This is a genomic window from Armatimonadota bacterium (assembly GCA_016223145.1).
GTDB lineage: Bacteria > Armatimonadota > Fimbriimonadia > Fimbriimonadales > Fimbriimonadaceae > Nitrosymbiomonas.
Map to the genome: position 1 here is coordinate 336,407 of JACRPN010000014.1, position 20,739 is coordinate 357,145.

Genomic DNA, 20,739 nt, shown 5'->3' on the forward strand with positions numbered 1-20,739 from the left:
GCGCGAGGCGTTGGGCCGCGCGAGTGGTATCGTCAGGCGCGCAGAATCCTCCAGTCGCCGGAACTTCGATCGTTCCAGTTGCGGACGTCTCCGGTGGAGCGGCATTCCGCCAGCGCCTCGAAATCGAGCTCTGCGATGGCGATGCCCTCCTCGTTCATCGGCGTCTCAGCCAATACGGCGATCTCTGGAAACGGTTCTGCGCTGGGTGTGAGGATGGCTGACGAACCCACACAGATCGGAATCGGCTCGCGCCCAAGACCTCCCACGATCGAGGCGTGGACCACAAAGACCTGGTTCTCGACCGCACGCGCCTTGCAGCACCACCGCACTCTCTGGAAACCCTGGGTCGTTTCCGTCCATGCGGGCACACACTGAACCAGACAGCCAGCCGCCGCCAATGCCCGCCCGGACTCGGGGAACTCCGAGTCGTAGCAGAGGGTCACACCAATTCTTCGGTCATGCAAAGGCATCAGTCCCGCGCCCGGCAGAAGTCCCATTTCATCTCGCTCGGAGACGGTGAGCACGACCTTACGCTGGTAGTCGCCGGCAGTGTAGTCATCGCCGCCAAGGTGGAATCTTGCGTCGGTCGGATAGGCCGAGAGGCAAGCGTTGCGCTTGCCGTCGGATTCGGTAATGACGTGGGAACCCCCGACGATGACCGCTCCCGTCTCCTCGGCAAGGGCGTAGAGGGCGTCTTCGTAGGGCTCCTCGAATTCGGCGAGGTATTCGCCGACAGCCGGGCCAGTCAGTTCGGGACGTAGCGCCAGTAGCTCCAGGACCGGAAGCTCCGGGAAGACGATGAGCTCCGCTCCCCGGTCCCGAGCCTGCGTGGCCAACTCGCGTAGATGGAGAAAGAAGCCATCTTCCGTGGCGATATCACGGATTTTCCAATTTACGGTGGCGGCAATCATGTCGTTGTGTCCCGGCTCAGATCCGGTTGCGGCTCGCTCCGCAAGGGGGCATTCGGCAGGTTAGGGTACCCACTCCAGGATCGCCGCGGCGTCGCCCGATTCCTCGTCGTGCATGTGGTTTTCTACGACGCCGGTGAGTTGAAGCCCGTACCGGAGCAGCGGCGTAAGGGTGCGGTCGCTGATCTCGCCCTCTTCTACCAGGCGGCAGTAGTCATCCTGGCGATAGCCAGGGTTTGCGGCAGACCACTCCCCAAAGCCGGGGATGCGGCATGCCGTTCCAAAGCGCTTCAGCCCAAGCCTGCGAACAAGGTCAAACCGGGCTTCATAGAGCATCCGGCCCACTCCTCGGCCGCGATGTCCCGGGTGCACACTGATGTCGGCGCCGAAGAGCGTCGTGCCGTGAGGGTCGTGGCGTTTGAACGTAAAGCCCCCACACCTTGTCTCCCAATCATCGTGAGCGAGCCAGGTCTCCTCTGAAAGGATGAGGGTGCTGGCGCTCCCGAGGACCGACTGCTTCTTTGGGTTGCCAAGCAGCGCATCGTTCCTTGCGGTGACCACGAATTGTCCCTCAGGGAAGATGTCCAGATGCCGCTCCAGGTGTTCTGCCCTGAAAAGCTGCTCCGCAGGGAAAGGAGGTGGAAAGCAGAGGTGCTGCAGTCCGATGGCGCTTCGGATATCGCCGGCGGTCATTGGGCGCGCTTCGTAGCGAAACATCGGGCTAGAGCCTGATCTCCAGGGACTCCAGAATCCGGTCGAGGTCGTCGTCGGAGAAGAACTCGATCACCAGCCGGCCCTTCTCACCCTTGCGTTGGAGCTTGACCGGAGACCCGAAGCGTTCGGAGAGCGAGGTCCTGATCGCCTCCCAATGCGGGTCTTCTGGCTTCCGTCGGGCGTTTGGCGCCGGGCGTTCGCTGCCTTGAGCTTGTACGGCTTCTTCAACCTCGCGGACGGAAAGCCCTTTCGCAACGATCCGCTCGAACAGGGCAAGCTGCACCGCCGGATCGCTCACCGAGAGCAGGGCGCGGGCATGGCCCTCCGAAATCGCGCCTTTCTGGAGCCCTTCCTGAATGCGCGGCGGCAACCGGAGCAGGCGCAGCGTGTTGGCCACCGCCGGGCGCGATTTGCCGACCCTCTTGGCGACGGCCTCTTGGGTGAGTTTGAACTCATCCAGGAGCCTCTGGAACGCTCTCGCGGCTTCCAGCGGGGAGATGTCTTCGCGCTGCAGGTTCTCGATGAGAGCCAACTCAAGGCTCTCGCGCTCGCCCTCCTGACGGATGATCGCCGGAATCTCCTTCAGCCCCGCGATCGCCGCCGCACGATAGCGCCGCTCCCCGGCAATGAGCTCGTAGGTGCCAGCCTTGGGCCGAACAAGCACAGGTTGCAGAATGCCCGACTCCTGAATCGACGCGGCAAGTTCCGCGAGCGACCCGGCCTCAAAGTGCCTCCGGGGCTGTGTGGCGTTGGGACGTATTGCAGCAAGAGGGAGCAGCCGCGCTGCCCCGGATTCGGCGTGAACTTCAGGTTCCCTGGTCCGTGAGGGTCCGGGGTTCGCCTTCCGTACTTTGGGCTGCTTAGGCAGCCTAGCGGATGGGGGATCTGGTGTCGTAGAGGGGCCTAGGAATTGGGACAGGCCTCTGGCGAGCGAGCGGCGCATGGCCCATTATGCCGGTTTGGCGAGTGGCTGGGCGCGTGTGCGGCACGCTAAAATGAAGCAATGGGGATCCCGATCCTGCGTGGCGCGCCGTTTGATCCGCAGTCCGATGAGGCCATTCGGTGCGATCCGGAGTTGGTGGCCCGTTGGCTCGTGGCGTTTCTCCAAGACGAGTGCATCAGCCGTCGCGGCATCCGAAGGGCGGTTATTGGGGTGTCCGGAGGGGTGGATTCAGCGGTTTCCGTCGCGCTCTGCGCCAAGGCGTTTGGCTCTGAGAATGTCCACGGGTTTCGCCTACCGCACCGCTCCTCTTCGCCGGAATCGCTGGCTCATGGACAGTTGGTCATCGACGCTTTTGGCATCCAGGGACAGACGATCGACATCTCCGCCATGGCCGATGGGTACGCCGCCCTTGAACCTGGCATCTCGCCATTGCGGCTGGGAAACGTCTGCGCCCGCTGCCGCATGATCGTGCTCTTTGACCAGTCTGCCAAGCTAGGCGCCCTGCCCATCGGAACCGGGAACAAGACCGAGCGATTGTTCGGCTACTACACCTGGCATGCCGATGACGCGCCGCCGATAAACCCGCTAGGGGACCTGCTGAAATCCCAGATTTGGCAGCTTGCTGAGTACCTCCAGGTACCCGCAGTGGTGCGAAGCAAACCCCCCACGGCGGACTTGGTCCACGGCCAGACCGATGAAGGCGACTTCGGGATCAGCTACAGAGAGGCCGACCGGATCCTCCACTTACTGCTTCAGGGCTTCGAAGCGGGGAAGCTGAAGGAGATGGGATTTGATTCTGCGAAGGTGGACCTTGTTTATCGGCGAGTGCAGTCCACCCACTGGAAGCGCCGCCTGCCCACGGTCGCGATGATCAGCCCAACGGCTATTGGGGAGAGCTACCTGCGACCCGTAGACTATTAGTCCGCACCCCGAGGCAGCAGGTTTACCTGTTCCAGAGGTCCTTGGTGTTCACCACGTCGCCCGCAATCTTCTCGATGCGCCACTTGAGGTGCGCGGGAGTTACGTTGCGGTTCTCGATCGCGATGCCGATCATCAGGTTGCCCTTGCTCGTGGTGTACCACTGCGAAGGCTGGATGGAGTAGTTGCTGTCAAGGAACTTGGTTGCCCGGGAATCGAAATCAGCGATCTTGGACTTCTCACCCAGAAACGCTGTGAGCCAAATGAAGCGTTTGCTGGCGGTCACCTCGGCGGCGATCGGAATGTCGAATCCGCCTTGAGTGATCGTGAGTTCGAACTTCGGCTTTGCAGGGTCCGTACCCAGGTCCTTGGCCGCATAGCCGAGGTTGACGATCATCGACTTCAGCTCTTGGCTGTCCAGGGGTTTTTCCTCGCCTTGCGGCGCGAGCGCCGAAGAAGCGCCGAACAGGGTTGCGAGGGCTGCGCCGCTCAAGAAGGCCATCGTCGATTTCGTCATGCTGTGTTTCTCCAGGCGGATAGACGCGGGAATCCCCAGGATCGTCTCGGCGCCATAGGTCTGTCGCCCCAACGGTATGCCGTTCCCCTATCCGAGACCTTCATTTTCGGCGATCTTGCAGCGTGCTCTTACTCCGTCTGAACCCGAATTCCAGAATTTCGGCCACTGTCCGAAAATACATGTCACAAAACGCGGACCCTGTGACAATTACCAGGTAGAGCTGTTTTGTTTTGATTGAACGTGGCGACATCAGGGGAGGTCGCTCTATGAACATAAGAACTGTCGGATACCTCGCCTCAGGCGCGTTGTCGGTCGCCACCATTGGCCTCGTCCTCGCCCTTTCTCACAGGCCCTCACAGGGAATCGCCCAGAAGGACTTGCTGGTCTCGAAGGCCGCCGAAAGGGAAATCGCCCAAGCCCTCGACTCCGCGATGGTCCTGCGATCGGCCCCGACGCAAACGTGGGGCCAGCACCTTCCCAACTTCCAGGAAGGGATGGAGTACCGCAGGAGGGCGCTCGAGGACGCCGGCCGTATTGCACCGGTGCCTGAACCGAGCGGGGTCGCTACTCTCGGGCTTGGGCTGGCCCTGTTCTGCCGGCGTAAGCCTCGCCGATAGGGTGAGGAGAAGCGCGATCTTCACTTTTGGGTGAGTGAGTGCTCCAATCGTTGTATGCTTGCAGGCATGTTCCGGCGCCTGTCCCTGCTGGCCATTCTCTGCTTGGCGGCTTGGGCGCTCTGGCCGCGAGGGTCGGAGGCGAATCCCAGCCCGGGAAGCGCCGGCGCCTCAAGCGCAAAAAAACGCTACCTCATCCGCATGGCGCCGGGGCTCTATATGCCGGGCCGCCGCCCGATGGATCTCGGCGAGCCTCTAAAGGCGCTCACCGACCTTGCTCGCGCATTTGAGAAGCAGTTCCCCGATACCGCGATTGAGTTCACTGAAGCCCCAGTGGGGCAGAGGGAATACCTCGTCACGCAGCTGGCCGCTGGAACCGCGCCCGAGATATTGAACGTCAACGTCGAGGACGTCTGGCAGGACGTTCAGAAGGGCTGGTACGTGGTGCTCGACCCCTATCTCGACGCGCCGAACCCCTACATCCCCAAGGGCGACCCCGGCAGCGAGCAGTGGTGGGACCTCTTCAAGTACCAAGCCATCAGCCGAGGAAAATCGGCGCCGGATCGAAAGTATTACTGCATCACCTACGACATGGTGGAGACCGGCGTCTTCTTCAACAAGACCATCTTCAAGCGGCTGGGCCTGGCCATCCCCTCAACCTGGCCCGAGCTGGTCGAGATTCAGGAAAGGATCAAGCGAGCGGGCATCATTCCGATGCTTGTGCCCACGGCTGAGTATGCCGATTGGGGGACCGACCTGATCTTCGACCAGTTCTACGGGCCCATACTCGAGGGGATCGACGTCTTCAAGGACCCTGTCCGCGAGCCCTATCTGGAGGGCTACCTGGACTGGGATGAGATTGCCTTTTTGAACTCAAAGGGCTATTTCACGAGGCGAGATCCGAGGTTTGCAGCGGTCTTCAGGGTTATGAAGGCTTGGCGAAAGTACTTTCCAAAGAGCCTTGATGCGGACCAGAACCGGCTCTTTATCACCCAGAAGGCCGCGATGTGGTGGAACGGCAGCTGGACCGTGAACCGCCTTGCAAGGGACCCAGACATCGATTTTGAGTGGGGCGTGTTCTATTTGCCTCCAATTCCGCGGTCGATGAACCGCTTTGCCGACGGGCACGAGCAAGTGGTTATCGGAGGATCTGGAACCCAGCTGGAGGTGACCAACAGCGCTTTCGACGACACCGGCGTTCCCGCCACGTCGACCAAGCTTAAGCGAACCATCGCCTTCCTTCAATTCCTAACGGTGCCCAAAAACGCCGAGAAGGTCATCAACGAGATCCTGGCGTTCCTACCCAATGTCAAGGGCGCTACCCCTCGGCCAGAGTTGATGCCGTTCGATGAAATCCTGAAGCGAAAATACACAACCACCAAGTGGATGTACACGTTCGACCTCCGGTTCAACGAAATCTACCGAAGGATGCTCGAACTCTATATCAACGACGGCATCAAGGAAGACGAGTTCCTCGATTGGATGGAGGCGAACGTTCGATCGGCTTGCGAGACCGTTGTTAGGCGCAAGAGCATTGACTTAACGGCCTTTGAATCTGAATGGAAGCGCCTCGCGCCTCTTCGAGCTGGCATGAAGGAGCTCCCATAGCGGCTCACAAGCATGCGTTGCGTGTGCCCGATCCGGCGGCCCAATGGGCACTACCCAAAACCAGAAAGTGTTAATCTCGCCGGTCCTCGCCGCACGGCCCAAAGGGCCGACCTAACTCAGCGAAGGGCAACGCCCTGGGATAGGGTACGCACGCGGACCGAGCCCTGTAGGGGCGACCTAACGACTTGGACGAAGAGGCTTTGCCCCATTTGCCGTCCAGACCATACTCGTCCGGATGCTCACAGGGCCCAACAACCCGGACGGAACCAGCGCCTCGTTCTTGCGCCAAAGCCGCCAACTGGTGAAGGTGTACCTTCCCGTTGGGCTCGGCTTGCCCTGTTCCAGCCAATCGGGCCAACGCTTGAGCGTGCCGTCACCGTTGCGATCGCTGTCCTCGGGAAGCTGCTCGTCGCCGATCAAGCGGTTGACCCACAGGTTCGTCACGCGGACCTCGAGCGTGTTCTTCCCTGGCTTGAGCACGCCGGTCACGTCCACCGCGTACGGCGCCCGCCAGAGGATGCCCAGGTCCTTGCCGTTCAGCTTGACCTGGGCCATAACCTCGACCTGGCCTAAGTCGAGGGTTTGCCGCAGGTTTTTGGCGAAGAGCGATTTGGGCGCCTCGAACTCCTTCCGATAGGTCGCTTTGTCTGAGAAGTACTTGATGCCTGCCTCTGTCGAATCGCTCCAAGAGATGAGGTTTGAGAACACCGCCGACGCCGGTCCGCCCCACTCGGTCGGGAATCGGAGGTTCCAGGGGCCGGAGAGGGACAAAGGGACGGAGGGACGAAGGGACGGAGGGACCAAGACCACCATCTTCTTTCCTGCGCGCGTCTTCACGGCATACTTCCCTGAAGTCGTCGTGACGACTTCGAACCTGCCGCCGGGCAAAGCCACGAGCTTCGCCGGAGCGGGCTTGTCCGGAAGACTTTGGAACGTGATGGTCTCGGGATCGGTCGCCCTCGCCGTCATCGGCTTGCCGTTCATCTCGTACTCCACCGTCAGCGTCTTGACCACGTTCACCGCAGGATCCAGCCAGCGAGCGAGGTCCGCGACCGTGAAGCCCTCTGGACTCCTTGAAAGCAGCGTGCGCACGTGCTCAGTCACCTCCACGGTCCGCGCCGTATCGCCCGCCGGGCCCCACATCGCCCTCTTGACCACGATCTTCGCAAGCTTGGCCCGCTCGCCCTGAACCGGCTTGCCGTTTAGCGTGAAGGAGACCACCGGGTCCTTGATGCCGCCGCCTGGGCGGAATACGACGAAGATCGAATCGGAGGGACCAAGGGACATGGCGACAGAGGTGCAGCCCTTTGCGACACTGAACTGGGGCACGGGAGCGATCTCGCCGGTCAGCGGATCCCAGAACTCGGGGCTGTTGCCGGAGACTCGGAACGTGCAGGTGCCGCTAAACGGACTTTGGCGCGTGTTGGCGACGAAGTACACGTCCGTGCCGCCGATGACTTTGTGAATGGCGCTCAGCGGCCGGTCGCTGGCGAAGTCCGGTGGGAGGCCTTTGGTCGAGAGGACTTGGACGGCGGAGCGGTTCTCTTGGACGAGCTTTTCTTTTCGCATCAATGCGACAACAGAGGCGATCGCCTGATTGGATGCAGGGAATGATGATAGGCTCGGCGACGTGGAAGGCAGGTTGCCCACGATGGGCACGCCGGCCGCGGCCAATTCACCGACCTTGCGGAGCATCTGCGGCGTCATCGCCCCGCCCGGTGGCAGCACCAGCGCCCGATAGGTCATCCCGCTCGGGAGCACGATCTTGCCGTTCTTGGCTTTCGCCAACTTCAGCAGCGCCTCGGGCGGACAGCCGTCTCCCTTGTACGGCCCGAAGATCGCCTCTTCGGGCGGCACGAAGCTGCTCGGCGCGCCTTCGGGCGCCAGGTACAGCACATCCACCACCGTCTGGCCCTTTTGAAGCAGGTACTGGCACCGCGCCAGGTACTCGTGATACGGCTTCGAGAGCTCCCACCAAGTGTTCGTGCGCTCGTAGTGCAGACCCCAGGGTCCCATGGTCATGCCGGGCTTGCGGTCGGCCCAAGGCTGCATCGCATACCTGTGGAACACGAACCGGTTCACACCATGCGCATACTGCCAATCGCCAAGGGCTTTGAACTTCGCCGGGTGCAGCAGCCAACGCTCCTCGCTGCCCGAGGTGAACGCCTCCGCGCCCAGGATCGGCTTTCCATAGATATGCGCGCCCGACGCCATCTCGAATACGAACGGCTCATGGCGTCGATCCGGGTTCGTCATGCTGCCGCCCCAGGTCCAGAATTCGCTCATCGGCTCGTCGGCGCGTCCCGCATAGGCCAAATCGTCGATCACCGTGTCGCCGTACGCTTCAATCGAAAGCTCGATGCCCGCCCTGTTGGCCAGGGTTCGGAAATGCCCGGCATAGTTGTCGAGGATCAACTCCGAGATCGTTTGGCGAACGTCCCAGAGAAAGCGCTCGGAGATCTCCAGACTCCCCACGACCCGACCCGTGAACACGGGCAAATAGGGCATTAGGTCGTAGCCCCGGCGCTTCTTGAACTCCGCCGGGAACGCCTCGGTCCAGTTCTGCGAGCCGTTTTCCCAGCTGTCGATGTGCGTTCGGACAAGCGTCTTTCCGTTGAGCGGACCGACGTCCTTAGTCAACTTGGCCATAAGCCCCTCGAACGCCGCCTCCGCACCGGCCTTGCTCAGCTTGTCGCACTCCAGACCCTCGCCAGACTTGGGCGAGGGGAGGTTCACGGCGCCGGTGAGCGTATAGCCCATCCGAAGCACCGTCCACTTCCCATCAGGAGCCTCCCACACAAGGCGTCCCGAAGCATCCATCCGCGACGTAACGTCCACGATCCTGTTCGGCGCGACGTCCGATCCGGCGGGGGCGGATCCGTACTCCGTGCGTGGCGGGAAGCCCTGCCGGTGGAAGCCCGCCTTGCCCCGGATGTCGGGGATTCGATACCCCCCGACCGAGGGAAACGCGAGTACCTTGACGTCCCGATAGAACCCGCGCACCGTCTCCGGCTGCTTCAAGGCGGCCTCGAACCGAGCAGGCCCCGCAATCTCCGTCTCGCTCCACACCACCTTCTTCATCGCCTGCTCGGGCTTGATCCACGGTCCGCCGCTGCCGTTCCAGCCGGCGTCGTCGTTCATATTCACCTCGATCCCGAGGCGATCGGCCTCTTGGACCATGAACTTGAACAGCTCCCTCCACTGGTCCCCCGCGAAGTCGATCGGGCCGACCGGCGCGCCTTGGTCCACTTCCATGATCAGCACGCCGCCGATTCCCACGCGCTTCATCGCCTCGAGGTCCTTCGTGATGCCGACTTTGGTGATGTTCCCGTTCAGCCAGAACCAATACACCCAGGGACGCGCGGATGCGGGCGGGCGCCGAAACCCTGTTGCGAGTGACAGTTGGGCTCTTTGAACGGCATTTCCGTCCCAAACGGCTCCCGCTTCAGGTTTGGCGGTGGGAAGGCTGAGGGCGAGTAAAAGGGCAAGCGCAGTCATGGCGGGTCTCGTGTACCGGAATGGTCTACCGGTGAATTCAACCCAACTTGCCCCCTCTCCCCCCGGAATGGGCGAAAGGAATCTATCAAAGGAAGTAGGGATTTCGCCCAAAGCGTGAAAGAGCATGAGGGCGAACCGGTACGATAGCGCCTATGCTGCGCCGCATTACCTTCCTTTTCGCGCTTGTCCTGTCGGTTTACGCTTCCGCGCAAGAGCGGATTCAGGACCTGATCTACATGAAGAGCGGTGGGGCCGCGTTCACGATGGATGTCTTCAAGCCAAAGGCCCCCAACGGCGCGGCCATCATCTACATGGTTAGCGGGGGCTGGTTCTCGGCGCACGAGAACATCAACCCGCAGCTTGCGGAGGGCCTGAACGCCCAGGGCTACACAGTCTTTGAAGTCGTTCACGGTAGCCAGCCCAAGTACACCATCCCCGAGATCAGGAAGATGATCACGCGGGCCATACGGTACATCCACGCCAATGCCGCGCAGTATGGCGTTGACCCCGACCGCCTCGGCATCACCGGGGCTAGCGCCGGCGGGCACCTTTCGTTGTTCGCCGGCGGAACAGGCGATGCGGGCAACCCCGACGCCAGAGACCCGATCGAGCGCCAGCCGAGCTCGGTCGCGGCGGTGGTGGCCTACATGCCGCCGACCGACTTCATGAATTACGGGACTTTCAAGCCAAAGGAGCTGTTGACCGGCCTGATGTTCTCGCCGTTCAAGGCTGCTTTCGGACTGCCCGCCAACCCGACCGACGACCAGTTGAACGCCATCGCAAAGGCTGCCTCACCGATCTACACGGTAACTCCCAAGTTCCCGCCCACGCTGCTCGTTCACGGAGACAAAGACGTGTTGGTGCCCATCCAGCAATCTGAAGTCATGCTCGAAGCCCTAAAGAAGGCGGGTGTGACGTCGGAGCTAGTGACGGTGAAGGGCGGCGCGCACGACGGCGTCACCTTTGCGGGCGGCATCCAGCGGATGATGGAGTGGTTCGGCACCTATCTGAAGAAGAAGGGGTAGGGAAGGACAGGTTGTGGGGTCCGGGGTACGGGCTGTCCTCGTCCTTTGGATCTTTGTGGTGCGTGGGGTTTATAGTCCTAGGGGCCCGAAGGGCCACAAGCAGAAAGCGAGGGCGGAAACTCTCCGGGGCCTGAAGGGCCGAGACAGCACTCGACGCGGCTCAAGGCTTCAGCAGCTTGATAAGCGACTGGCCCTCGGGCCGTGAGGCAAAGAAGCTTTTCTTTGCCCAGTCATAAGGCGTCCGCCCCCTTCTGTCTTTCAACCGCCTGTCCGCTCCGAGGCGAATGAGGGCTGCGATCGTGTCACCCTTCTTGGGGTTTGAGAAGGGGGTTAGGACTGCCGAATGGAGAGGGGTTAGGCCGTTTACATCCTGGGCATTCACGTCGAGCCCCCGACGGGCCAGTTCCTCGACGTAGTCCACCGCGCTCGCGGTGGCGGCGGCGTGGAGCAGAGTTGCACCATCAGGGGATTTCGCGTTGACGACCCCGCCCGCGGCCAGCAATTGCCGAAAGACCTCGATAGGGGCCACGCCAGCAGCATATTCGAGTGGCGTCATCTCGTTCTTATCGCGTCTGTTTGGGTCGGCGCCATGGTTTAGGAGCAGCCGAACGACCTCTGGGGACTCGAGCCCCGTAGTGAGTGCTGAAAAGCCTCTTGCCGGGTTCGGGTCGGTTGCATTCGGATCGGCCCCGGCGTCCAAGCACTCCTTGGCCGAAAGGGCATCTAGCTTGGCGCAGGCAGCGATAAGCCGGGCATTGGCCTCTAACTTGGACTCACGTCCAAGCTTGCAGCCGGAGATTATAACCAAAATCGTCCCGACCGCCAAGACGAGCTTAGCGTGATTTTGCACAGAAGCAACCCTCCCATTCATATTAGCACCGCTCTGTTCAAGTCCTTGAGTGTTTGGCCACGACCTTGGCCGTGACCTCGACAACAGTCTCCCGCCCTTTGCATGGTTGATCGATGAAAGGTCGGACTCATTGACTGCGGCGACGAGGCTCACGGCGCTCCGATCTTCGGACCGCCCGGAAACATAAGGACTCGACCGCCCTCCAGCTTGGAAAGACGCGGCGACAAGTCGCCTGATCGAAAGCGATGACAAGGCACCGCAGTCCACGAACAAGAAGATCGTTTAAGTGTCCTTACAGTGGCCCAAGAGTTCGCTCGTCAGAACTTCAAGAAGGCTCCTAATCCCAATAGACGTACCGCTTCCACCTGAGCCTGACGGGCAGATCCGCTGCTGCCGGCAGGGCTACGAGCCCGTAGGGAGTGGAAAGCGGCTGTGCGGGGTCATAGAAGTGAAGGAAGAACAGCACGACGAAGTCGCGCCTTCCCGGAAGGCGGTATCGCTCGGCATCCTCGATCGTCGCCTCCTTTGTCTCCTCGGTGTCGCGAACGTACTTCATAAGCCGGCCCGTATCAGGGTCTTCGTACACGCTGAAACCTAGATAACCGTGGTCCGGTGCAATCTTCTCGCCTGTGTCGGGGTCGAGAAAGGTCTCGTCATAGGGCACGTACACCGTGTGGGGCTGTTTGAAGTTGCCCAATTCGAAGCGGTAGTCCGCCCCTTCGACCTTAAGCTCGACAAGGACGAGGCTTGACAGCTCACTTCGAACGAAGTCTGGGTCGCCATGCACCTCAAGTGCATCATGATACGCCTGTTCCGGCGGTTCGAACTTGTAGACGCCAAGGACCTGGAGCCTCGTGCTTGACATGGGGGTTGGTGTAGAAGTGTAGCGCAGCGCGATGTGCCCTTTTTATAGCCGGGCACGCGTGAACTGCCGGGAAAGGCATGCCTTGGCCCGGTGCCATACTTGACCCTTGGAATCGATCTCGGAATGAAGTCAAGCACCGGACGCGATGGCCTGCCTCAGGCGCCGACTTGGAGTGTCAAGCTCCTAGGGCAGTTTGAGGTCAGGAGCGCGTCGAACGAAATCGCGAAGTTCAGCACGCGGAAGTCGGGCCTGCTACTTGCTGTCCTGGCGCTTTATCAACCGCGAGAGTTCTCAAACGAAGAGCTTCAAGAGCTGTTCTGGCCCGAAAGCGATGGAGACAGGCAGTCTCAGAGCCTTCGTCGAGCCATTGCCGACCTCCGACAAGTACTGGAGCAGGGCCTTCCGCATGGGTCCATCGTGGCCACCAATAGGAGCACAGTCGCGCTGTGTTCAGAAAGGGTGGTGACAGACTTGGAGAGGTTTCTTGAGCTCACCAATAGGGCGGAAGCTGACGTCGAGGACCTCGCAGAGGCCGTGAGCATCTACGCGGGGCCTCTCCTCGCGCCGTTCACAGACGAGTGGATCGTGCCTAAGAGGATGGAGATCGAGGAGCGGTTTGCTCAAGCGGTGGACCAACTCTGCAACCTGCGAGTCCAGTCTGGGGCGCTGAAGGAGGCCATCCGAATCGGGCGCACTGCAGCCGTCGCAGCGCCGATGAGGGAGGACATTCACGTCACGCTCATCTCGGCATACCGACGGGCGAACATGGAAGCCGAGGCCATCCGACAGTTCGAGATCCTCGAACAGATGCTTAGCGAGTACTGGGGCGAGCCTCCATCTTCTCGAGCAAGGGAAGCTCTTGAAGGCAAGCTCCCGTCGTCGGCAGAAAACACTGTCTCGAAGGCGCCTACCCGTTCTGAGGCCCGCCCACTTGGCACGATGGAGGCGTGGTTTGAGCCCTCGGCAGGCGCGTTGCCCGTAGACTCGCCCTACTACGTCTGCCGTGCCCTGGACAGGGATGGCGAAGCGCTCATTGAAAGACGCGAGGGCGTCGTCTTGATCCAAGGGCCAAGACAAGTGGGGAAGAGCTCGTTCCTTGCCCGTTTGCTCGCCTTTGCACGGACGCGGCGAACAGCCGTGGTTCTCACGGACGCCCAGAGTCTTGGCGAGGCTCAAATGGGCGATGGAGACACCTTCTACAAGCTGCTCGGGGAGGGGCTCGCCACGGAGCTCGGACACGATCTCGACTTGCATCAGGAATGGCGGCAATGGCTCGGCCGAAATGCGAACCTCAACGCGGTTCTCGGCAAGCTCCTCGCCAACACGGACCAGCATGTGTGTTGGGCGATAGACGAGGCGGACCTGCTGTTCGACCGGCCATACACAAACGACTTCTTCGGGCTTCTTCGAAGCTGGTACAACCGGCGGGCGCTGGATCCGCATGGGCCTTGGAGAAGGTTGACCCTGGTGCTGACGTATGCCAGAGAAGCAACCCTCTTTATCTCCGACGTGAACCAGTCTCCATTCAACGTCGGAGTTCGTCTGCACGTGAAGGATTTCTCATTGAATGAACTAATGCAGCTTCAAAGCCGCTACGCTTCGCTGACTGGCCGGGATCTGTCGCCAGGTGTCTTTGAACTCACTCATGGCCATCCCTACCTCTCCCAGATTGCTTTCGCTTATCTGGCTCAAGGGGGCGCGATGGAGGAGCTTGCCTCGACGGCTGCCGACCACAATGGCCCGTTTGGGTCACATTTGAAGCACATGTTGATGGCGATAGCTCAACAGGAGGAGACTTTGGACGAGGTCAAAAGACTGCTCAGGGGAGATTCACTCCTCAATCCAACAACTCGATACCGGCTTGAGTCCACCGGTTTGATCACCCTTAGGAAGGATGGCGGCCAGGAGTTTCGTGTCCCGGCCTACGAATCCTACTTGCGAACAGCTTTGGGCTGATGCTTCCAGGGAAGGCTGTGCCAGATTCGGACCAGGCCATCCTGGCAGACGGTGACCACATCTCTTCCGTCGGCGCTAAAGAAGCTCCTATCCGTGCGATTGACGCGTTCGCCGGAAATCGATCCATTTCCCATCCAGACGCTTGCGGACCTGAAGCGGGATGGGAAGGACGAATACCCGAGGGATATGAGCTCTGCTCCTGTCGTCCCGTCCCAGAGAGTGGTCGAGCCTTCCTGGCCGGCCGTGATAATCCGTTCTCCATCAGGTGAGAAACGTACTTGGTTGATGCTGACATGCCCCGAGCTGAGACCAGCGATTTGCCTCTTTGAGGAAAGGTCCCATAGCGCGACGCCCCTCCACACGACTCCTGCGAGCATCTTCTTCGTAGGGGAATAGGCGAGTTGCCCCACCCCAGAGCTCTTGGTGAGGACGCCCTTCTTGAAGCCCGTTCGGGTCTCAAACAACTCAATACGGCTATCGGCGGCTCCGAACACTTTTCCAACGGAAACGGCAGTCTCGCTGCCATCCGGGGAAAGCGCAATAAACCAGATGGGTGATTCCGGCCGAATCTCTTGGACCAGCATGCCGTCCTCGGCCGAGAAGATAGAGACACTGGGGCTGCCTCTGGAGCACATTGCTAGAAGCTTGGCGTCAGTGTCGGATGACGCCTCCAGGAGTTCGGGCCTCTCTGGCAGGGGCGAGTAAGTGAAGCGCGCGATCACCCTGAGCGAACGAGCGTCCAGGATCGCGCAGTTGTCTTTCCCTTTCGTGTCCCCAAAAGCAAGGGCCAGAAGACGGTGGCCGCCCGAGAGGACTCTGAGAACCCATTGGCACTCTGAGAACACCTTGGTTCTCGCCTCTTCCTTGAGGCTGCTCGCATTCAGCTTCGCTACGCTGCCATCGGGAAAGCCAAGGATCACCGCGTCCAGTGGGCCCCACCCATTCGCGAAAGAGGGCTTGCGGCTTGGATCTTCTACGTTGCGTCGTGAGACGGCGCCGGTGGCCAGATTTCGGCTCACGACGGTGCCATCCTTGGTGGCGAGGACCAGTGTCGCTCCGTTCCTCGTCAGATACGCACTCGTCGCCGGGGCGTCGTCGAAGGCCTCCATCGGGGCAAGCGATTCGCTTCTCCAGACCTTGATGTCGCCCTCCCAGTCCGCTGCTGCCAGTCTTTCTCCGTCTGGAAAGAACGCGATACTCCACACGGCTCCCAAACCAACGAAGCTCCGCTTCAGTTGGCCGCGCTGGAGCTCGATGAGCCGAACAACCCCAGTACCGTCGCCCGTCGCCAAGTACCTATTGTCCGGGGAGAAGGCGATGGCAATAGACTGAAACTCGTGCTGTGGAAGTGTGGCGATGATCGAGAAGTCCGTTGTGCGACGGACCTGGCATTCCTCTTCGCTGAATACGGCGAAGACGGAACGGTCCGGGCTGAAGCAAATTCCGAATCCGGGCGGACTTCCTGGGCGAATCCGAAAGTCAACGACGGAGAGGGTGTTTCCTTTAGCATTCCAGCGCCGCAATTCGGCCTTGGACCGGTCTCTCGTCGAGGTGCCGACACTGATGATGGACCCGTCTCCTATGAAGGCGATTCGATCTATCGGCGACGGGTTCTTAAAGATGGCAAGGACTCGGTTGTTGTCCACGGATCGGAGTTCGACAATCTGTGGTGTCTTCGCACTCTGGAGAAGGTAATTGCGCCCGATCGGGTCCACATCGAACACAAGCGTCTCCGGTTTGGTGCGGATCAGTTCGCGGTCGGTCTCCGAGTCGCAGATGGAATAGCCGGAAGTACGTGCGTCCCGCCACAAGCGCAGATTCCCTCGACGCAGGAGGTTCATTCTGGGAAGCCTCGCCGCTGGCCCGGCAGGGGGGAGCGGGGTTCCCTCAGGGCTTATTGGCACCAGCTTCTGCTTTAGAGTTGCGCCCTGTAAGGTGAGTTGATACGCCGCATCGGCGCCCACGATTTCCAATGTGCCATCGGGCTGGGGCTCGAAAACGCTGTTCCGAGAAACTTTCGCCTCAAAATCGCACCCAATCGACAAAGCCCAGTGGCCCCACTCCCATCCTCGGTTGGGGTCAGACTTGGCGCGCTCCACCAGGTCGGCAGTGCGCTCCCACATCGCGGAGTTCGATGCTAGGCGAATGGAGGCCATGAGCCCCATGTAGCTTTCCTTTCCCAGCTTTGTGGTCTTCGATTCTAGTTCAGTGATCAGCCTCTGCCGATCGCTTGAGAGCCGCCAGAATCCAACAGCAGCGGCGCCGATAGCGCAAAGCAACACACCGGCAATAGCTGAGGTGCGCAGCACCGCCAAGCGAGCCACCCCGCGCTGCCTTCGCAGCTCTACTTCTGGCAGGCTCTGCCGTCGCCAACCCTCATCAAAGACCGCTCGATAGGTGCGATTTCTGATCCGAAGGACGCCCTTCTCTTCAATACCCAAGCCTGAGAGCCTAACCGTTGCGACAACCGGGTTTTCCTCAGCTCCCTCAACGCGCCTGCCTTTCAGCATGCGGCCGTAGAGATCGAGAACCTGTGAACGGCGCTCATCGTGTGAAAGTCCCGGAACGTCGGGATCCAGGATTCTGCGTTCGACATCAGCGAAGTTGGGCTCACGGTGCCGTGCTTCCGGAGTCAAGAAGGTGTCTCTGACGAGCCGGTCCACGTCGTTTGCCGAGTGGATCTGCGCGGCCTTGACAATCTGGCTGCATAGCAATTGCGTGAGGTAAGGATGCCCTTCCACCCAGTAATGCACCCGCTTGAGGAGCTTCGTGCCGTCTTTGCCGGCAGCATCCAGCGCCTTGGAGTAAGCATCTAGCTCTTCCATCCTGAAATCGCTGATGTCAATCCGGCTGCCGATGTTGAACGGGGTGATCTCGGAGTTGCGGATGAGTTGGGTTGGCGTGGCTACTCCGACAAGACAAAAGGTCAGCTTTCTGAACTCCGCGCCTTCGGATCGGCGATTGAAGCAATCGCGAATTCCCGCAAAGAACTCATCGGTCGCGAACGGAAGTGCCCGAACGTAGTCAATTTCATCGAAGAAGATGACGATGGGCCGATCAGACGGCAACAAGACAACTGTTCGAAGTGCCCTAATCCACCTCGCAAGAGGGCCCAATTCCCGGTTGCCGTTCCAGTTTTCAAACAGCTCCTCCTCCAAGTGGAGTTCTTGCCCAATCTCCAGCAGCATCCCCGCATACCATTGCTCCGTCGTGACGTTCGCGCCGAGGCGTTGGAAGTCAATCTTCACGGTCGCAATTCCATTTGCACTGAGTCTTCGGATCGCACGGGCAACCAAAGAGGATTTACCCTTCTGGCGTGAGTCGAGGAGGAACACGTACTCGCCGGCCATGAGCATGTCGAACAGCCGGGCATCCACATCGCGCTCGATGTAACTTGGCGCGTCGGGATCCAGGGTTCCCCCAGGGCTGAAGAATGGCGCACTGCATTCCATGCCCTTAGGATACAGGGCCGGTTGTGATGAGATTTTTCACAGTTTGGTCACAACAGCGACGTCATACTATCCTCCATCGGAATCCGATGATGTCGTGACTTCCGGTTGCAGGAACGCAACTAAGGGGACTCTATGATGAAACATCACTCAGGCGCTCTCACCTTTGCAGCAATTTCCTTTGCCGGCTTGCTTGCTTTTGCCGGCATCCAAGGCTTTCGCAGCGACGGAGCTGAGCTCGCGGCCGGCCACGCTTCGGCCAGTCGCGTTGCTGCGAGTTCCGATTGCTGCACTTTGAGCCTGGCCTCCTATGCTCCGCAGGCGCCAACCTTGGGGCGGTCCGATTTGGGTTGGCAAAGCGCGCTAGCCCCCGGGGAGTGGTGTGGAACGCAGCAGCGATACGTCGCGAAACTGAAGGAGCGAGGAGATATCAGCCTCGCAGGCGTCTGTCCCCAGCAGGGACCAGCGGACGACCCGGGCGTTCGGAACGCCGCCATTCCGTCGGCCGGCACCCCGATCAAGACCTTCCGGCTGAGCATCCACGTTTTCCGCAACGACAACGGAAGCAACCCCGCTGCAACGCAGGCGGCCGTGGATTCGGCAGTGGCCCAGTTGAACGCGAACTATGCGCCCTGGCGCATCCAGTTCATCTATGAAACCAACTTCATCAACAGTACAAAGTACCGAACCCTGACTTCCAGCGAAGAGGCGGGGATGAAGCGCGCCTACGCCAACTCCCCCTCGACGAAGCTGAATATCTACGTGGTGGATAAGGGCAACTGGGGTGTGTTCCCTTGGGACCCGGACGCCTTGGGAACACAGGGAGGAGTGGTCTTGGGAGAGACGGTCTTCAGCACGTACCTTGGCGAGCCGATCATGGCCCACGAAGTCGGGCATTGCCTGGGCCTGTGGCACACGTTTCATGGCGTGAATGAAGTCGCCCAATGCGGAGACTGCTATGAGCCCGCGGGTCGACCGGCTGAATCGGGCGATACCACCGGCGACAAGTGCTCCGACACGAATCCTATGACGAACACCTCATCCTGTGGCGATGTGGGAACGGATCCCTGCACGGGCCAGCCTTGGCTCGATACTCCCTATCGCAACCACATGAGCTACTCCCTCGGCTGCCACGACCAGTTCTCGCTGCAACAGGCCGGCCGGATGCACGCCTGGACCAACGACGTCTTGACCAGTTGGTTGGACCTGCCGGCGCCTCCCGCCACACCGGGCACGCCATCCTTGGCCAAGATTGGCGGCGGCGTGGTGCGCATCGCGTGGGCTGACAACTCGAACAATGAGGACCAATTCAGCGTGCAGCGCGAGACGAAATCGGGGACCGCGTGGGTGAACACCCAGATCGTGGCCACCGTGGGCGCCAATACGACTTCCGCGACGAACTCGCCGGGCACGGGCACCTTTCGCTATCGAGTCCGAGCCTCGAACGGTATCGGAGCCTCGGCCTGGAGCGGCTGGGCGCAGATCAAGAACTGAGGCTGCGTCACCAAGGCAAGCTCTACGGTGAGCCTAGAGGAATCGGAGAGCCCGGTCAAGGCCGGACACCCAAAGCTCCGAACAAGAAGGGAAGTCCTACCTCACGAAGCGGCGGCATTGAGTGTGAAATGCCTCCGCCCCTTCTGGGGTGGAGGCTCTTTCAGCGCGTATCCAAGTTCAAAGCTTCCACCACCACGGAAGAGGGGGAGGCATCCGCTCTTTGCCCTCACCGGACACAATGACGCAGCTTCTGGGGGTGGCCCGCTAGGCGTTTACGCCGCAGGAGAGGGAGATTCCGGAGGTGACGGGTCTGGAGAACACTCCCGGCCAGGGGCGGCGGAACAGGCAGCACCCCGACGCGGCGTGACGTCCGGGTGAGGGTGGACGGGTATGTCGTTTAGGGAGACAGGCTAACTGAGGCGACTGCGAATCAAGTCCCAGTTGTTTTCGAAGTGGTCAAGCTCTGAGAGGGAGATGATGATGTGAAACGAGTCGTACTTCTTTGGGCGAATGTACGGCGGCTTCAGACCAGAGAGCCACTTGTCATATCCCTTGACGAGGATTTCCTGCACCTCTCGCTCAGTGAGGATGAAGTAGCGATCCAGCACGCCTGGAGCGCGCGACAGCCAAACATAGACGTAAATGAGGTCTGGATGGCGAATCTCCTTTGGCCCAAGAACGTGCTGTTCCTTTGTTTCATGGTTCAGGTCGACCGCCATCCAATCGAGGGCGCTACCGACGATCCAGTCTCGGTTGCCAAAGGTCGCCTTGACCTGGAGTGGGAGAGTGCGAAGCTCTTCGTCAGTAACAAGGACATCGAAGTAGGGAACGTTGCCAGAGAAAGGGGTGGCAACGAGCCCGAGCTTTCCCAGTTGGGAGCAGACAGCAAACTCTCCCGCCTGCCCAATCTGCTTGTTCGAAAGGCCAGTCGCCATTCAGAAGCCTACGGCACCGTCACCGCGCTCACCACCGCCGAAAGAGCCCCGACCCTTGCGTTGTACTGCAACCCCTGCACGCGGTACTCGCGCTGCTCAGGCGCACCCGCCACCAACGGCGCACGAGCATCTGGATAGGGCGAGAAGCGGTCCGTCGCAAGCAGGGGCCAAGTGACTTCTACGGCCCTCTGGCTCTTGATGATCACCTGATCGGACGAATCCTCCATAGCCACCATTCTACTCCCGCTAAGCTCCGTAGGAGCGCAACGTCTATAGCTCATCGTCCGTTACCACCCCCTCCCTCGCCCCGTAGGGGCGGCATGTTCAAATCGGCTCCTCAAAGAGATACCGCTCTTCATACGTCATCTCAAACTCCTTCAGGCACGCCAGAAACTCATCACGGAAGCTCCGTTTCTTGTGATGCTCCTCCTGATTCTCGATATAC

At 60.6% G+C, this 20,739-nt stretch carries 17 protein-coding genes; 6 read left to right on the forward strand and 11 right to left on the reverse strand.

Annotated features, from left to right (window positions below):
- Positions 1-32 precede the first annotated feature (32 nt).
- Genes HZC36_14060 through HZC36_14070 form a run of 3 tightly spaced genes read right to left on the reverse strand, consistent with a single transcriptional unit; the run spans position 33 to position 2,565 of the window.
- A complete protein-coding gene (locus HZC36_14060; protein MBI5708101.1) occupies positions 33-911 on the reverse strand; it encodes a hypothetical protein in 879 nt (292 codons plus the stop codon).
- Between the two features lie 60 nt (positions 912-971).
- Entirely contained in the window at positions 972-1,625 is a 654-nt protein-coding gene (locus HZC36_14065) for a GNAT family N-acetyltransferase (GenBank protein MBI5708102.1), read from the reverse strand.
- A gap of 4 nt (positions 1,626-1,629) precedes the next feature.
- The gene (locus HZC36_14070) at positions 1,630-2,565 is read right to left on the reverse strand and encodes a ParB/RepB/Spo0J family partition protein (GenBank protein MBI5708103.1); all 936 of its coding nucleotides are present in this window, start codon (positions 2,563-2,565) and stop codon (positions 1,630-1,632) included.
- Between the two features lie 60 nt (positions 2,566-2,625).
- On the opposite strand from HZC36_14070, the gene nadE reads away from it, so the two are divergent.
- Positions 2,626-3,486: an NAD(+) synthase gene (gene nadE / locus HZC36_14075; GenBank protein MBI5708104.1), complete on the forward strand. Its 861-nt coding sequence runs from the start codon at positions 2,626-2,628 to the stop codon at positions 3,484-3,486.
- Positions 3,487-3,508: 22 nt separating this feature from the next.
- On the opposite strand, the gene HZC36_14080 is transcribed toward nadE, so the two are convergent.
- Complete coding sequence (locus HZC36_14080) at positions 3,509-4,000, reverse strand: hypothetical protein (protein ID MBI5708105.1); 492 nt, start codon at positions 3,998-4,000, stop codon at positions 3,509-3,511.
- Positions 4,001-4,266: 266 nt separating this feature from the next.
- On the opposite strand from HZC36_14080, the gene HZC36_14085 reads away from it, so the two are divergent.
- Both HZC36_14085 and HZC36_14090 read left to right on the forward strand, forming a co-directional pair.
- The gene (locus HZC36_14085) at positions 4,267-4,617 is read left to right on the forward strand and encodes a PEP-CTERM sorting domain-containing protein (GenBank protein MBI5708106.1); all 351 of its coding nucleotides are present in this window, start codon (positions 4,267-4,269) and stop codon (positions 4,615-4,617) included.
- A 54-nt stretch (positions 4,618-4,671) separates the two neighbouring features.
- Positions 4,672-6,222 carry a carbohydrate ABC transporter substrate-binding protein gene (locus tag HZC36_14090; protein MBI5708107.1) on the forward strand — a complete coding sequence of 517 codons (1,551 nt, stop codon included), beginning with the start codon at positions 4,672-4,674 and terminating at the stop codon, positions 6,220-6,222.
- Positions 6,223-6,399: 177 nt separating this feature from the next.
- Here HZC36_14090 and HZC36_14095 read toward each other — a convergent pair whose 3' ends face one another.
- Entirely contained in the window at positions 6,400-9,720 is a 3,321-nt protein-coding gene (locus HZC36_14095) for a hypothetical protein (protein MBI5708108.1), read from the reverse strand.
- 152 nt (positions 9,721-9,872) lie between these two features.
- On the opposite strand from HZC36_14095, the gene HZC36_14100 reads away from it, so the two are divergent.
- Positions 9,873-10,745 (forward strand): alpha/beta hydrolase, encoded by an 873-nt coding sequence (locus HZC36_14100; protein MBI5708109.1) that lies wholly within the window; start codon positions 9,873-9,875, stop codon positions 10,743-10,745.
- A gap of 160 nt (positions 10,746-10,905) precedes the next feature.
- On the opposite strand, the gene HZC36_14105 is transcribed toward HZC36_14100, so the two are convergent.
- A complete protein-coding gene (locus tag HZC36_14105; protein ID MBI5708110.1) occupies positions 10,906-11,595 on the reverse strand; it encodes an ankyrin repeat domain-containing protein in 690 nt (229 codons plus the stop codon).
- 337 nt (positions 11,596-11,932) lie between these two features.
- A complete protein-coding gene (locus HZC36_14110) occupies positions 11,933-12,460 on the reverse strand; it encodes a hypothetical protein (GenBank protein ID MBI5708111.1) in 528 nt (175 codons plus the stop codon).
- Positions 12,461-12,583: 123 nt separating this feature from the next.
- Here HZC36_14110 and HZC36_14115 point away from each other — a divergent pair, with 123 nt between their 5' ends.
- Positions 12,584-14,416: an AAA-like domain-containing protein gene (locus HZC36_14115; GenBank protein MBI5708112.1), complete on the forward strand. Its 1,833-nt coding sequence runs from the start codon at positions 12,584-12,586 to the stop codon at positions 14,414-14,416.
- On the opposite strand, the gene HZC36_14120 is transcribed toward HZC36_14115, so the two are convergent.
- Positions 14,392-17,868 (reverse strand): AAA-like domain-containing protein, encoded by a 3,477-nt coding sequence (locus tag HZC36_14120; protein ID MBI5708113.1) that lies wholly within the window; start codon positions 17,866-17,868, stop codon positions 14,392-14,394. The two genes, HZC36_14115 and HZC36_14120, sit on opposite strands and share 25 nt — an antisense overlap.
- 132 nt (positions 17,869-18,000) lie before the next feature.
- Here HZC36_14120 and HZC36_14125 point away from each other — a divergent pair, with 132 nt between their 5' ends.
- Complete coding sequence (locus tag HZC36_14125; GenBank protein ID MBI5708114.1) at positions 18,001-19,359, forward strand: hypothetical protein; 1,359 nt, start codon at positions 18,001-18,003, stop codon at positions 19,357-19,359.
- Positions 19,360-19,769: 410 nt separating this feature from the next.
- On the opposite strand, the gene HZC36_14130 is transcribed toward HZC36_14125, so the two are convergent.
- The 3 genes from HZC36_14130 to HZC36_14140 form a co-directional block, all read right to left on the reverse strand.
- The gene (locus tag HZC36_14130) at positions 19,770-20,294 is read right to left on the reverse strand and encodes a hypothetical protein (GenBank protein ID MBI5708115.1); all 525 of its coding nucleotides are present in this window, start codon (positions 20,292-20,294) and stop codon (positions 19,770-19,772) included.
- A gap of 8 nt (positions 20,295-20,302) precedes the next feature.
- On the reverse strand, positions 20,303-20,521 hold the full coding sequence (locus HZC36_14135) for a hypothetical protein (protein ID MBI5708116.1): 219 nt from the start codon (positions 20,519-20,521) through the stop codon (positions 20,303-20,305).
- Between the two features lie 97 nt (positions 20,522-20,618).
- On the reverse strand, positions 20,619-20,739 hold a 121-nt coding region (locus tag HZC36_14140; GenBank protein MBI5708117.1), incomplete at its 5' end, for a transposase.

Excerpts from the sequence above, each read along its gene's own strand:
- HZC36_14060 (MBI5708101.1), bottom strand. The coding sequence starts at position 911 with ATGATTGCCGCCACCGTAAATTGGAAAATCCGTGATATCGCCACGGAA.
- HZC36_14065 (MBI5708102.1), bottom strand. The coding sequence starts at position 1,625 with ATGTTTCGCTACGAAGCGCGCCCAATGACCGCCGGCGATATCCGAAGC.
- HZC36_14070 (MBI5708103.1), bottom strand. The coding sequence starts at position 2,565 with ATGCGCCGCTCGCTCGCCAGAGGCCTGTCCCAATTCCTAGGCCCCTCT.
- nadE (MBI5708104.1), top strand. The coding sequence starts at position 2,626 with ATGGGGATCCCGATCCTGCGTGGCGCGCCGTTTGATCCGCAGTCCGAT.
- HZC36_14080 (MBI5708105.1), bottom strand. The coding sequence starts at position 4,000 with ATGACGAAATCGACGATGGCCTTCTTGAGCGGCGCAGCCCTCGCAACC.
- HZC36_14085 (MBI5708106.1), top strand. The coding sequence starts at position 4,267 with ATGAACATAAGAACTGTCGGATACCTCGCCTCAGGCGCGTTGTCGGTC.
- HZC36_14090 (MBI5708107.1), top strand. The coding sequence starts at position 4,672 with ATGCTTGCAGGCATGTTCCGGCGCCTGTCCCTGCTGGCCATTCTCTGC.
- HZC36_14095 (MBI5708108.1), bottom strand. The coding sequence starts at position 9,720 with ATGACTGCGCTTGCCCTTTTACTCGCCCTCAGCCTTCCCACCGCCAAA.
- HZC36_14100 (MBI5708109.1), top strand. The coding sequence starts at position 9,873 with ATGCTGCGCCGCATTACCTTCCTTTTCGCGCTTGTCCTGTCGGTTTAC.
- HZC36_14110 (MBI5708111.1), bottom strand. The coding sequence starts at position 12,460 with ATGTCAAGCACGAGGCTCCAGGTCCTTGGCGTCTACAAGTTCGAACCG.
- HZC36_14115 (MBI5708112.1), top strand. The coding sequence starts at position 12,584 with ATGAAGTCAAGCACCGGACGCGATGGCCTGCCTCAGGCGCCGACTTGG.
- HZC36_14120 (MBI5708113.1), bottom strand. The coding sequence starts at position 17,868 with ATGGAATGCAGTGCGCCATTCTTCAGCCCTGGGGGAACCCTGGATCCC.
- HZC36_14125 (MBI5708114.1), top strand. The coding sequence starts at position 18,001 with ATGATGAAACATCACTCAGGCGCTCTCACCTTTGCAGCAATTTCCTTT.
- HZC36_14130 (MBI5708115.1), bottom strand. The coding sequence starts at position 20,294 with ATGGCGACTGGCCTTTCGAACAAGCAGATTGGGCAGGCGGGAGAGTTT.
- HZC36_14135 (MBI5708116.1), bottom strand. The coding sequence starts at position 20,521 with ATGGAGGATTCGTCCGATCAGGTGATCATCAAGAGCCAGAGGGCCGTA.